The 14,289-nt window shown below is 42.4% G+C and carries 9 protein-coding genes; 3 read left to right on the forward strand and 6 right to left on the reverse strand.

Annotated elements, in window-relative coordinates:
* Positions 1-94 precede the first annotated feature (94 nt).
* The 3 genes from AC13FX_RS11195 to AC13FX_RS11205 all read left to right on the forward strand — a co-directional run bounded on the left by AC13FX_RS11195 (position 95) and on the right by AC13FX_RS11205 (position 3,579).
* Complete coding sequence (locus AC13FX_RS11195; protein ID WP_482880731.1) at positions 95-1,741, forward strand: amidohydrolase; 1,647 nt, start codon at positions 95-97, stop codon at positions 1,739-1,741.
* A 126-nt stretch (positions 1,742-1,867) separates the two neighbouring features.
* Entirely contained in the window at positions 1,868-2,926 is a 1,059-nt protein-coding gene (locus tag AC13FX_RS11200; RefSeq protein WP_482880733.1) for a PA0069 family radical SAM protein, read from the forward strand.
* A gap of 272 nt (positions 2,927-3,198) precedes the next feature.
* Positions 3,199-3,579: an ankyrin repeat domain-containing protein gene (locus tag AC13FX_RS11205; RefSeq protein ID WP_482880735.1), complete on the forward strand. Its 381-nt coding sequence runs from the start codon at positions 3,199-3,201 to the stop codon at positions 3,577-3,579.
* Positions 3,580-3,669: 90 nt separating this feature from the next.
* On the opposite strand, the gene AC13FX_RS11210 is transcribed toward AC13FX_RS11205, so the two are convergent.
* The 6 genes from AC13FX_RS11210 to AC13FX_RS11235 all read right to left on the reverse strand — a co-directional run bounded on the left by AC13FX_RS11210 (position 3,670) and on the right by AC13FX_RS11235 (position 14,185).
* Entirely contained in the window at positions 3,670-6,879 is a 3,210-nt protein-coding gene (locus tag AC13FX_RS11210) for a WD40/YVTN/BNR-like repeat-containing protein (RefSeq protein ID WP_482880736.1), read from the reverse strand.
* A 174-nt stretch (positions 6,880-7,053) separates the two neighbouring features.
* Positions 7,054-8,451, reverse strand: coding sequence for a RagB/SusD family nutrient uptake outer membrane protein (locus tag AC13FX_RS11215; RefSeq protein ID WP_482880737.1), 1,398 nt, complete (start codon positions 8,449-8,451; stop codon positions 7,054-7,056).
* An 18-nt stretch (positions 8,452-8,469) separates the two neighbouring features.
* The gene (locus AC13FX_RS11220; RefSeq protein WP_482880738.1) at positions 8,470-11,499 is read right to left on the reverse strand and encodes a SusC/RagA family TonB-linked outer membrane protein; all 3,030 of its coding nucleotides are present in this window, start codon (positions 11,497-11,499) and stop codon (positions 8,470-8,472) included.
* A 331-nt stretch (positions 11,500-11,830) separates the two neighbouring features.
* Positions 11,831-12,541: an SAM-dependent methyltransferase gene (locus AC13FX_RS11225; RefSeq protein WP_482880739.1), complete on the reverse strand. Its 711-nt coding sequence runs from the start codon at positions 12,539-12,541 to the stop codon at positions 11,831-11,833.
* Positions 12,541-13,023 carry a hypothetical protein gene (locus tag AC13FX_RS11230; protein ID WP_482880740.1) on the reverse strand — a complete coding sequence of 161 codons (483 nt, stop codon included), beginning with the start codon at positions 13,021-13,023 and terminating at the stop codon, positions 12,541-12,543. Before AC13FX_RS11230 ends, AC13FX_RS11225 begins: the two co-directional genes overlap by 1 nt.
* Positions 13,016-14,185, reverse strand: coding sequence for a serine hydrolase (locus AC13FX_RS11235; RefSeq protein WP_482880742.1), 1,170 nt, complete (start codon positions 14,183-14,185; stop codon positions 13,016-13,018). Before AC13FX_RS11235 ends, AC13FX_RS11230 begins: the two co-directional genes overlap by 8 nt.
* Between the last annotated feature and the right edge of the window lie 104 nt (positions 14,186-14,289).

Consider the following 14,289-nt stretch of genomic DNA (forward strand, 5'->3'; position numbering starts at 1 on the left):
AAAATTGCCTTCTCTAAAGGCATAAATTTGGTGCACATTTATCATATCTGCATTCAATGCTTATATTCAGTAAAATTCTAATCAAACTATGAGTATGAAAAAACTAATAATTTCTGTTTTTGTGTTATCTGCGTTGCTTACAGCCTGTTCGGATAATACGGATGTGAAGACCTTTGTTAATGCGAATGGGTATACCTTTTATAACGACTCATTGATCACTTTTCAAAAAATGATCATCGAAAATGGTAAAGTGAGACAAGTTGGTGGCGATGAGCTAACTAGTCTGGGTGATGTAATTGATGTTGAAGGAAAAACTATTTTACCCGGATTGATTGACGCCCATGCCCACGTTATGGGACTTGGGTTTCAGGAGTTAAATATTAATGTTGCAGGTATCGAGTCTCTCGAAGCTACTTTGGATTCCATAAAAGCATATGCTGAAGCAAATCCGGAACTTGAATGGATACAGGGGCGTGGTTGGAATCAGACTTTATGGCCTGAAAATGAATTTCCTACGGCAGCAGATCTTGATAAAGTTGTCTCTGATCGACCGGTCTGGTTGACCAGAGTTGACGGTCATGCAGGCTGGGGGAATACAAAAGCCATGGAGATAGCGAATATCAGTCAGGATACACCTGATCCCCAGGGTGGAAAGGTAATTCGCGATAGAACCGGTAAGGCTACAGGAGTTTTCATTGATGCTGCAGAGAGCTATGTGACTCAACACATTCCTGAACCAACTGAAGAGGAGAGAAAGCTTGCACTCGAAAAAGCACTCGAAAAAATGTCGAGTGAAGGAATTACATCTGTACATGATGCAGGTATACCGACACAAACCTGGGAATTATATAAAAATTTCGCTGATGAAGGTAAGATGATCACACGGATCTATGCCATGATCGGTGGTACCGGAGATGATTTTGATGAACTATCTGAAAATGGACCTATTAAGTCGTATGCTAATGACAGGCTGGCACTGAGAAGTGTTAAGATCTCTGCTGATGGAGCCCTGGGGAGTCGTGGAGCAGCAATGAAAGAACCATATTCTGATGATCCCGGCAACCGGGGTTTATTGTTCTATGAACAGGATGAATTGAATGCAATGGTAGATAAATCTATCTCAAATGGTTATCAAACCAATATTCATGCAATTGGTGACAGAGCAAACGATGTAGTATTAAATGCATTTGAACAAGCCATTGATGAGTTTGGTGATCAGGGACTTCGCCACAGAATAGAACATGCACAGATCGTTTCACTTGAGGACATTCCCAGATTTAAGGAACTTGATATCATTGCCTCCATGCAGGCCACACATGCTACCAGTGATATGAACATGGCTGAGGACCGTGTAGGATCAGAACGTATAAAAGGAGCCTATGCCTGGCAGAAATTTCTTGATCAGGGCACTGTGATAGCCAATGGTTCAGATTTCCCGGTTGAGCATGTCAATCCTTTCTTTGGACTGTATTCTTCTGTGACCAGACAGGACCATGAAGGGAATCCACCGAATGGTTGGTATCCGGAAGAAAGACTAAACAGAGAAGAGACGCTCAGGTCTTTTACTTTAGATGCAGCCTATGCAGCCCACCAGGAAGAAGTGCTTGGAAGCCTTGAACCCGGAAAATGGGCTGACTTCATAATCATTGATCGTGATTATTTTGAAGTGCCAGCAATAGAGATATGGCAGACCAATGTACTAGAAACCTGGGTTGCAGGTGAAAAGGTATACAGTGAATAATATTTGAATTGACGGTTTAAAAAGGCACAGATCTGTGATCTGTGCCTTTTTTATTTTCTGTTTGTATTGGGCTGATATTGATGATCATCTTACATATATTATATGTGCAATATATGTAAGGTAATTATGATTTCAGAAAAGAATGCTATAAGAGGACGAGGTGCATCCGATAATCCAGTAAATAGGTTTGAAGGAAACTATGTGGATTATGAATTGGATGAAGAAACCGGAGAGAAACCGGCTCCAAAAACCCAACTAATACGGGATGCATCAAAATCATTGATCACATATAACAAAAGTCCGGACATTGGTTTTAATGCCGGCATCAATCCATACAGAGGATGTGAACATGGTTGCATATACTGTTATGCCAGGCCTTACCATGAATACCTGGGGTTTTCATCAGGGTTGGATTTTGAGAGTAAGATCATGGTCAAATATGATGCCGCCTCGATCCTGAGAAAAGAATTACGGGCTGATAATTGGAAACCTCAGGTCATTGCCATGAGTGGAGTGACGGATATCTACCAGCCTATCGAGAAAGAACTGGGAATAACCAGAGAATGTTTAAAGGTATTGTCTGAGTTCAGAAATCCTGTTGGGATGATCACCAAAAATCATTTGGTAACCAGAGATATCGATCTGCTTGTTGAACTCAGCCAGTATAATTGCATTAGCGTGACGATATCGATCACGAGTTTGGATAATAAACTTACCGGTGTAATGGAACCCAGAACCTCACGTCCGGCCAAAAGACTTGAAGCTATACGAAAACTCTCAGAAGCAGGAATTCCTGTAGGAGTGAATGTAGCTCCTGTCATTCCCGGTATTACAGATCATGAGATGGTATCTATACTTGAAAAAGCGAAAGAGGCAGGGGCAGGTTTTGCAGGATACAGTATTGTTAGATTGCCATATAAGGTCAAGGATATGTTTGTAGAATGGTTGGAACAGCATTATCCGGACCGCAAGAACAAAGTATTAAACAAGTTACTCGATATCAGGGATGGAAAATTGAACAATGGTAAGTTTGGAGAAAGAATGAAAGGTAAAGGATCGTATGCTAAGCAGATACGAGATATGTTTCATGTTCAGGTAAAAAAACTGGATTTGAATAAACGAAATCTTGATCTATCAACCGATCATTTTATCAGGGATACAGGAAAGCAACTCAGGCTGTTTTAAATAAATGTTAAATAAAATAGAAAAATGAAACTCTTCGGTAAAAATTTACGTCCTTTAGGTGTTAGATGAGCCCGATATCACTACACAAGAATTTTAAAGTAGCTTTTTTAGTTCTTGGTCCTCAGACAAGTAGATATCGGGTTTTTTTGTAACCGGCTGATCCCCAATTCACTCAATCTTCATTTTGAGATCGTATTTCTAATTTGACATTTGATTACTTGAAAATTACAATTCAGGTGCCAATCTAAATACTCAGTTGAGGAGGATACGTCATGAATAATGAAGCATTTCTAGAAGCCGCAGAAGCCGGCGACATCGAAACAATTTCCCGATTACTTAACGAGGGAATAAATGTTGATACTAAAGATAGCCATGAAAGAACCGCGCTTTTAAAAGCGGCTAAACATGGACATATGGATATTGTAGAATTATTAGTTAAAAATGGGGCAGAGGTAGATCACAGGGATAACAGAGGAACGTCGGCTTTGTATTGGGCTTCGACAAACGGACATTTTAAAATCGTACAGTTTTTGATAGAGCACAGCAGTGATGTGGATGTCCATGATGACAGAGGCTGGTCAGCAAAAGATCAGGCTATAACACATCATCACGATAACGTTGTGGAGTTATTAAACTCTGCAGGAGCTCATTGAGCTTTACACATAATATTTTTAAAACAATAAAAAAGCAGTGATAAGTACTTATCACTGCTTTTTCTGTTTTAGGCTTTAGGCCATTCTCAATTAGTTATCAATTGGAATTGAACGTTGTTCAATTTCCTGGATCAGGTTAGGCAGCTCACCCTCAAAGATCGGAGCAACTTTTTCTAACTGTGCATCAACTTTTGCTGCTAGGTCAACATACACTTCGTACTGTTGTTGTGTAGGTCTGCCGTCACCGGTTGCAACTGTACTGGCAAGTGATGCTAACTTGTTGTTTAGCTTGATCGGGAAATTAAGAACATCCTGATATGACTCCGCTTTAGTTTGCATGAGTTCACTTTCCACTTCTTCAAGGACTTTCAGCATGGCATCGGCCCTTTCCTGAATTTCAGTATTGCCGGAAAAGTCTGATTTCACATCATTGATCTGAGTCCGAACATCTCTGATTCGGTTGATCGTCTTATGAGTGGTATCGAGTTTGGCAATAATGGTTTGATGCAGATCGAACTGTGCCTGGAAATCTTCCTGTGTGGTTTCAATTCGAGGATCTTTTGTGACCTCAAAATTTTGAGTTCCAACTGTTTCTCCATCAACTATGAGGCGAACCTGATAGGTTCCCGGAATGGCTCTCGGTCCGGACGTATTACCGGCCCAAAGTATCTGAGTTCCATCAATATCGGTAGCACCGGGGTATCTGAGGTTCCAATCGAACGTATTATTACCCATCTTTGTGGTCAGTACATCACCGGGCACATTATGTTCTTCCTCATAGAAGTCCTGTGATTCTTTAACGGGTGTTCCGTCAAGTCTTTCTTTATTTGAGAAAGTTCTGATCACAGATCCATCATCTTCAAGAAATTGAAGTTGTACTTCAGATTCAGGCAGTTCATTGAGGTTATAGTATACAACTACACCTGTTTTTGGATTTTCGCCAAACGTTTCTCCCGGTGCAGGTTCAGAGTGTCGTCCGAAGAGGTAGGTTGTTTCAGGCTTATATAGATAATGATCAGAATTTTTAACCTCATCACTTAATTGATGTAACACAGTTAAATCATCGAGGATCCAGAAGGAACGACCCTGAGTGGCAATGATCAGATCTTTATCTCTTTTGTGAACTGTAAGATCCGTAATTGGAACTGCAGGCAGATTCAATTGAAGAGGTTGCCATTTTTCACCATCATTAAATGATACATACACTCCTGTTTCGGTTCCTGCATATAGCAATCCTTTTCTGTTAGGATCTTCACGAATAACGCGAGTGAAATCCCCTTCAGGTATTCCATTTGTGATCTTGGTCCAGCTTCTTCCGTAATTGGTAGTTTTATACAGCATTGGTGAGAAGTCATCAAACTTATACCTGTTTGCTGCAAGGTAAGCCGTTGCAGGATCATGCGGTGATGGGTCAATGATACTTGCCATAGCTTCCGGCATTCCGTCCGGGGTCACTTCTGTCCATGTTTCACCATTATCACGGCTAACGTGGATCAAACCATCATCGGCACCGGTCCATAAAACGCCAGGCTCAACAGTGGATTCTGCAAACGTAAATACTGTATTGTAATACTCAACACTGGTATCATCTTTGGTAAGCGGTCCACCTGATTCACCCTGTTTGGATTTGTCATTTCTGGTTAGATCATCACTGATGGTTTCCCAACTCATTCCTTCATCAGTTGATCTGTGCACATACTGAGAGGTAGCATATAATACATTAGGATCGTGAGGGGAGATGTAGATCGGGAAGGTCCACTGAAATCGGTATTTCAGATCTTCCGCTCCGGCACCCATGGGGTTGTCCGGCCATACATCAATACGGTCACTTTGATCAGTGAATTCATTGAATTTGTTGAAATAACCACCGTAACTGCCACCATAAGTTACATTAGGATCTTCAGGGTCGGGAGCAATGTAACCACTTTCACCACCTGCAACAGGGGCCCAGTCTCTTTCGGTAATGCCTGAACCGGATGTGCGGCTCAAAATTCCTACGGTACTGTTATCCTGTTGGGCACCATATATCCGATATGGAAACTGATTGTCTGTAATTACCTGATAGAACTGTGCAGTAGCATATTTGTGGTAAGAAGACCAGCTTTTTCCACCGTTGTAACTGACCTGTGCTCCACCGTCATCAGCTACTACCATTCGGTTACCATCCTCAGGTGAGATCCATAGATCATGGTGGTCACCGTGTGGGGTATTTAATCTTTCAAAGGATTTACCACCGTCAATCGACTTATGGAATCCTACGTTCAATACATAAACTTCGTCTTCACTGTCAGTTCCGGCAACAACATGAGTATAGTACCAGGCACGCTGACGTAGATTTCGGTCAGCAGTGGTTCTGGTCCATGTTTCGCCACCATCGTCAGAACGGAAAAGGCCACCATTATCAGCTTCAATGATCGTCCATACACGGTCTGAATTCAGGGGTGATATAGCCACTCCGATCTTACCTTTCATACCGATCGGTAGTCCGGGTCTCTGTGAAATGTTTTCCCATGTTTCACCACCGTCAACACTTTTGTAAAGGCCACTTCCTTCACCGCCACTAGACATTTCCCATGCGTTACGATAAGCTTCCCACATAGATGTATATAGTATGCGCGGGTTATTAGGATCGATCTCAATGTCAACGGCACCTGTTTTATCATTGTGGAATAGTACTTTATTCCATGTTTCACCGCCATCGGTGGTTTTGTAGACGCCACGTTCAGAGTTTCCTTCCATGCCAAATGCATGACCCAGAACGGCAACCCATACAACATCTTCGTTATCAGGGTGAACAACGATCTCTCCAATAAAATGAGAATCACCTAAACCAATGTGTTCCCAGGTTTTTCCACCATCAACCGAACGATACATTCCGTCTCCGGCTGACATGTTTCCCCTGATACAGGTTTCACCCATACCGGCATAAATGACATTATAGTTTGAAGGGGCCACCTGGATGGCACCGACAGATCCTGTTTTGAAATACCCGTCAGATACATTGTACCAGTTATTTCCACCGTCGGTAGTTTTATAGACACCACCACCGGTAAAGCCTCCATAATAAGTGTGAGGCTGATCAGCATGTCCTGAAACAGCAACTGAACGGCCGCCACGGAAAGGGCCAATATTTCTGTATTCTAATTCCTGCATGATGGAATGTTCATAATCGGGATTATCAATATCCTGACCATGCCCAAATATCTGTGCCTGAGCAGGTGTAATGCCCCAAACAAACAGAGCAGCTACACATGCAAATATGTAGGCACTGACTTTAAATTGTAAATTATTCGGTATCATAGATAACTAATTTTATTGAAGATTTATGCTAAGCGCATGTAGCCCAATGTATAAAAAATAAAATGAGAGCAGCGTAAAAAGATGTGAACCTCAATTGGTTTCACAAAAAAATTAATTTGTTTAAAAAAAGCCCCGATTACTCATCGGGGCTCTGTTTTTAGAATCGCCTAAGTATTAGTTATAGGCAGAGTTCTGCACCATGTTTTCGTTTGAATCCATATCCCGGGATGGAATAGGAAACACCTGACGACCGGGGGTTGTCAGAGAAACCGGGTCACCATTCAATCGGTCAATTCCGGTTAATGTGCTTAAGGCATTTCCGGTTCTTGTAAGGTTAAACCATCTGTGGCCTTCCATGATGAATTCGATCCCACGTTCAAGCTCGATGGCTTCGAGGATTTCTGCTTCAGTGTCAACTCCTGTACCTGTTGTGTCAGCCATGCCTGCACGGTTGCGAATCTCATTGAGATCAGCAAGTGCCCCTGGAATATCAGAAGGCGTTTTACGTACACGGGCTTCGGCTCGGTTAAGATACATTTCGGCTAAACGAAGAACCTGTATGTTATCATCACCACCGGCTTTGGCATATTTCGTTGGATAGTAAGCTCCAACATTTGCATCAAATCCGATGAGATCACCTCGTTCATCATTTGCACGGGATGTAGCCAATGCTTGCATTTCATCGTGAAGAGCAATATCACCACGTCCACCGGCACTTGATGGGAAATACCAGAATCTGATATCGTTGCCATCGGTTGTAGTGTAAGTAAGCTCAAAGATGGCTTCATCTGTATTTTCATCTCTGAAAATGCTTTGGAACTCCGGTACAAGCTGAAAACTATAATTATCGATCACATCAGTAGCATAGGTTTCCGCCATACCAAAATCTTCGATATAAAGTCCAAGTCGGGATTGAAGCGCTTTAACGGCTGCTTCGGAAACCCGGTTTGGGGAATCAAATCCAGATAACAGGCTCTCTGCCATGTCAAGGTCATCCTGTACCTGTTGATAGGAATCAACAATGGAAGCCCTGCTTGGGAAACTGTTTTCGTTGATCTCTCGCGATGGAGTCGTAACAAGAGGTATCCCAAGTTCGCCGTAAACGCCATCTACACCACCAAAGGTTCTGGTCAGATCAAAAAAGGCAAGAGCTCGTATGAAGTAAGCTTGTCCTAATATACGATCTTTTGCAGCCTGTGGGATCTCATCAATTGTTGGTACGTCAGCGATAAGATTATTTGCATGATTTACAGTTGAATAGGCCTGAGACCAGAGGTTCCTGTTCTCAAGGTTTCCGGCTGAAGTAACGTAGGTATCCATCTCTCGATAGAAATCCCAGGTACCAATACTTTGTGATACGTCAGCAGTTACATCTGCCATGATCAGTAGATTACTGCCATAGTAATCCGTTGATTGCAATTGACTATAGAGACCGTTCAGTGCAGCTTCTGCACTTTTCAGGTCCCGGATAGCTGTTTCATCCGATATTGCCGTTTGTGGCTCCTGATCGAGAACGTCGCACCCGACTGCCACCAGCAATGTTATGAGTAATATGTTTCTAAAGTTTTTCATAGGTAATAATATTTTCAATTAAAATGAGATATCAATTCCACCGAGAATAGAGCGGGCTTGCGGCATAGTGTAGAATTCTATACCACGTGTAAGTGATGTAGAAGCAGTTGCCGTAACCTCAGGATCAAGTCCACTGTAGTTTGTGAACGTGAGGAGGTTTTGTCCACTCAGGTAAATACGAGCTCTTGAAATTCCAACTCCAACTTTGTTTAGAATCTCTACAGGTATCGTATACCCGATGGTTGCATTTTTGAGTCTCATATAAGATCCGTCTTCAACAAAACGTGATGGTCGCAGGTTACCCGCGTAATTTGAACTCGTCATGCGAGGCACCATGGTGACATCACCGGGTTGTTGCCAGCGATCAAGCTGTGAACTCAGGTATCCGGTATTTCTGGTTCCGCCATGCTCCTGGAAGAATCGGTTCCAGTTCAGCTGGTCGTTACCATAACTATACTGGAAGAACAGAGACAAGTCAAAGTTCTTGTAGTTCACTTTGTTTGTGAAACCACCAAAGAAATCAGGGTTGGCGTCGCCAACGATCTTACGGTCAACATTTGGATTAAAGGTTCCATCACCGTCAACATCTGTAAAGATCGGTTCACCCGTCTGAGGATCAACTCCGGTCTGCTCGTGGAAATAGAAGGAGTACATTGGGTATCCTTCCTGATATCGGTAGATATCACGATTGTATACGTTAAATGGAGCCGCAAGCTTCAGGATCTTATTTCTGTTTCCTGAGATGTTAAGACTCAGATTCCAGTTCAGATCTTCTTTTTGGATCACATCTGCAACGATCCCGAATTCCATTCCTTTATTCTCAACTTCACCGAAGTTTTGAACGAGCTCTTCAAAGCCTGTTGAGAATGGTACCGGTACTGCTAACAGAAGATCTTCGGTTTTCTTGTAATAGTAGTCATATACAAAGTTCAGACGGTCGTCAAACAAACCTAGATCTACTCCGATATCCAATTGCTTGGTGGTTTCCCATTTTAAGTTAGGGTTACCAAGCTGGTTTGGACTGGTTCCGGGACTGTCACCGTAACTTTCACCACCCCACAGACCGCGAGATTGGAAGTCGTTGATACCACTTTGGTTCCCTGTGATTCCATAACTGGCACGAAGCTTAAGTTCTGAGATATCATCGAAGTCAAAGAAATTTTCCTCTGACACAACCCAGCCCAAAGCAACGGATGGAAAGGTACCCCAGCGGTTGTTGGCACCAAATCGGGAAGACCCATCATGCCGTACTGTAACAGTGGCCAAATATTTGCTGTCATACTCGTACTTAACTCGTCCAAAGAATGAGGCAATACCCCAGCTGCTACCCGTAGAGGAAGCCTGCTGTACCGCTGCATCCTGAATGCGACGAAAGTCATCACTTGGAAATTGTTCACCTTCTGCAGTAGTTCTTTCAAACTCTGATTCCTGTACGGAAGTACCTATCAGTGCACTTACATCATGATTACCAACATTAAATAGGTAACTCAGTGTGTTTTCAGCAGTCCAGTTACGAATTGTAGCTACAGTGGAAAGCGCACTTCCGTTAACAGCTGCCCCGTTATTAAGTAAGGTGTTGTCGTAACGGTCTTCCTTGATCTCGTTATAGTCAAGACTCCAGCTTGTTCTGAAGGTAAGACCCGGGAAAAACTCATAATCAGCAAATACATTACCGATGATCCGGTTTGTATCCATGTTGAAGTCCACTTCATTGGCAGCTGCAACAGGGTTTTCAAAAATACTGAATTTGGTATAGTTACCGTTTGAATCATATATCGGAAGGTTTGATGGCAGGAAATAAACACCTCCAAGAACCCCTGTAATATTATCATTATTACGGGCACGGTTACGATTTGAAAAGGAATAGGTTGAACTGGTTCCAAATGTCAATTTTTCAGATGCCAGTATATCCAGATTCAGTCGGGCACTGCTTCTTGAGAAGGTTGCAGGTTTGACCACACCATCCTGACCATAATTGGAACCTGAGACAGAGTATTTAACATTTTCGTTACCACCGCTCACAGTTACATCATAGTTCTGAACAACACCTGTTCTGAAAACGGTATCAGCCCAATCAGTATCAATAGCATTTTGTGGATTGGCATATGGTTCAGGTTCACCATTGTTTGCTGCTGCCTCGTTCATAAGCATTTCAAATTCGGGACCGCTTACCAGGTCCGGTGTGTTTACGGGCTCTTCATACCCACGATAGATATTCACGTTTACTCTCGGTTCAGAGAAGCTACCACGTTTTGTTGTAATCAAAACCACACCGTTAGCCGCACGGGCTCCGTAAATAGCTGTGGCAGAGGCATCTTTCAAAATTTCGATCGATTCGATATCTGAAGGATCAATATCAGCAAGGGCACTTGTGGTCTCACCGCCAAGTCCAAGCCCATAATTTCCTGTTTGAATGGGGATACCATCAACGACATAAAGAGGATCACTTCCACCTGAAATCGAGGAGGTTCCACGGATCTTTACGAAAATTCCGCCACCGGGAGTACCGGAGTTAGTACTGATCTGTACACCCGCCGCTCGACCCTGCATAAGCTGGTCAGTACTGGCTGAAGGTGTATTTTGAAGTTCTTCAGAACTAATAGAAGAAACCGCACTGGTTAATGTTTTACGGTCTTGTTCACCGTAACCCACAACAACTACGTCCTCTAAAAGTTGCACATCTTCAGAAAGTTGAATGTTGATCGTGGTTCTGTCTCCAACAACAACTTCCTGTTTGACAAAACTGATATAACTGAATTCCAAAACGGCGTCTTCAGTTGAAACTGTGATCTCGTAATTACCATCTGCATCTGTACTGGTACCATTCAATGTTCCTTTTTCCAGAACATTTACACCTGGAAGTGGGTTGCCGTCCTGTGCAGATGTTACGGTTCCTGTAACTGTTATCTGAGCATAGCCCAGTGTACTAATTCCAAACATGAGAAGTAACAGGCAAGCAAGTTGCCGGGCCGTACTCCGCAATTTTTGGAATTTACTGTTTGGGTTGGGTGCATTTATCCCTGCACCTATATTGTATCTGTAGGTCATATTATACCTTCTTTATTGGTTAGTGATTTGATGTCAGGAGCCTGTTTATTTAATGTTATTGAATAGGAGAGTCAGGCTGTTGACTTGTTACATTTCTTGCAAGTGACTATCTCACAAACATTAATGTCCTCTAATAATTAGCCTTAGGCTACTTAATCAGAGTGATAAGTTCAATTTTTTAAATTGATTATATATGTGAGGTAAAGGAGAGGTTAAGTAAAATAAAATCTGACTTATACAGATATAATGTGAGTAAATGGAATAGTAAATCTTTGTAAACAATCAACTATCCTTCACAATAATTTAACATTAGAACCAGCAAGACAACCTGTTATTTTCCGTATAACAAAAAGATAGTAGGCCGCTTATGAAGATTGGGTAATGGCTTAGAATTCCACTCACTGATATAGGCAGTTCGGATGTCTTCTGAGGGTAGTGTGATATCCGTTGCAGTACATAAGCTTGTGGTTGGAGAGGCCGTTTTCAGGATGTCTTTCAGTAACTCATTATTTCGGTAGGGTGCTTCCATAAATATCTGAGTTCTGTCATGGCGCCTTGATTCTCCATCCAGTTGTTTGATCATGGATCTCCGTTTGTTTTGATCCATAGGCAGGTAACCGTGAAAAGCGAATTGTTGTCCGTTGAAACCTGATGCCATTAAGGCGAGTAAAATCGAAGAAGGGCCAACCAGTGGCACCACTTTGATCTGGTACTGATGAGCTAGTTTGACCAGTCGGGCTCCAGGGTCAGCAACACCGGGTGCTCCTGCCTCTGACAAAACACCGGCATCCCGGCCATTCAGGATCGGCCTGAGGAAAGAATGAATTTCCTGGTCCGGTGTGTTCTTATTGAGTGGGTAAAAGTCGATCTCGTATTCAGGGACAGTATCTCCAACCCATTGCAGGAAAGAAGAAGCAGATCTGATATTTTCCACCATCATAACATCCAGATTTCGGATGATCTCTAAGGTGTATTCAGGTAGTGTATTGTTTTCCGGTGTTTTACCGAGAGTTGTTGGAATAAGGTATAAAGTGCCTGACATTAGTCTACCCGTTCAATTTCAAATTCGTCGGCATGTTCGTCTGCAGAACGCCGCTTCACAAACCTGTTTAGAAGTATTCCGGCAATAAAAGTCACGATCAGGCCAATTCCGGCCACGCTCATGTTGAATAAGGATGTACTTTTTTGAATTTCATAAGTGGGGAAGAGAACGATCTCCTGAAAGGCTCCTTTTTGGTACCTGATAGGGATAGTGGAGGATTCCATCAATTCCTGAGCCATCTGTACAGATAGTGAAAGCCTACGTTCTATGATCTCACCATCCACTTCAAATCTGATATCAACATAGCCGTTACTTTGGGCAGCAATTTGTTTAATATCAAAATCTGTTACTTCTGCCAGATATGATTCGCCATTATCAAAGGTATCAATTGATCCCTTGTATACCATACCCTGTTGGAAAACAAGAAATAACAGGTAAGCAGGAACAAGCCAGTAGGCGTACAAAAATCGGAATTTACTCATCTTCAGGTGTTATTGCTTTAAGGGTAGTTTCATAAAGAGCCGGATCCCATATCAGGCGTTGCTGAAAATCTTCCTGCATATAATTGGCTGACATGTGAACCCAAAACCCAACAGGCAATCTATCAAAAAAGACAGCCTGAACCGAAGTGTGGCCGTCATACGCGGAAGTGCCAAAATCGATTCCTACCAATAGCCCCATTCTATTGTCATATATAGCTCCATAATCTTCAAAACTGCGGGCAATAGGTTCAGAACCCATTGGCCATCGCAGCTTGGTTTTAACCCGTTCAGAGATCTCTTCACTTAATATATTATCATTCCATAGGCGTAGCATCAGGTCAGTCAACTCTCTGGTTGTTGCCTGGGGGAAATATTCTAAAGCATCACGTTCTTCCATAAAGGTCAGAGAGAGCCTGTCTTTATCGAACTGTTCCTTGACCGAACGATTGAAATCGGGATCGTTTTTAAGTTGTTCAGCGATCCTGATGACTTGTTCAGAAAACTGCTCAAATGAGATAGAACTTAGATCTGATGTGTCATTTAGAGAAGGATTGATCCGAGAATACATTCCGCTGAATGGGAGAGGGAGCAAGTATTCAGAGACATCCAAAGAATCCATTAAAGTTCGGATATTATCCTCACCGAGTTTGAACCAGATGTAATCAGCGGAAACCAGATCACTGTTTTCTAGCATAGCCTTGATGACATCATCAAGCGGAGCCGTTTTATTTTCAAATTCATTTATCAGTTGATCGTGATTGTTTTCGCTGATCTCAGGCAAAGCAAATTTATTGATCTCTTGCAGGGTGATCTCCTCGGTTGGATCCAAAATGCCCTCAGCCACCTGACGTTCATATTCGATCAGCAGAAACAGATTTGCTGTGGCGCCTAAGGTTCTTGGTACATCAGATTGATAAAAAAATCCTGAATCAGGATCATTGACGTTGTATGAAGTGATAGAAACCCATTCGGGGTGATCACCCACAAATTCGGCAAGGCCTTTGAGAGAATAGGTACTTTCAATGAATTCACTGCCTTCGGCCATACCTTCTTCATTCTGAAACAGGGTTTTGAAACCGGAATAGTTCAACCCTATAACCATTGCAAAGACAAGGGCGGCCACAGCTAAAAAGACGAATAGAAACTTTAGTGCTCTCTTCAAATAGATCAAATTTGTTACTGAGGTTAATTTCAGTCCCAAAGATACAAAGAAGAAAAGAGCTTATCCCGAATTGTTAATGGTAAAATCCTATGTACTCAATTGAG

The sequence above is a fragment of the Gracilimonas sp. B-17 genome (genome assembly GCF_056857935.1).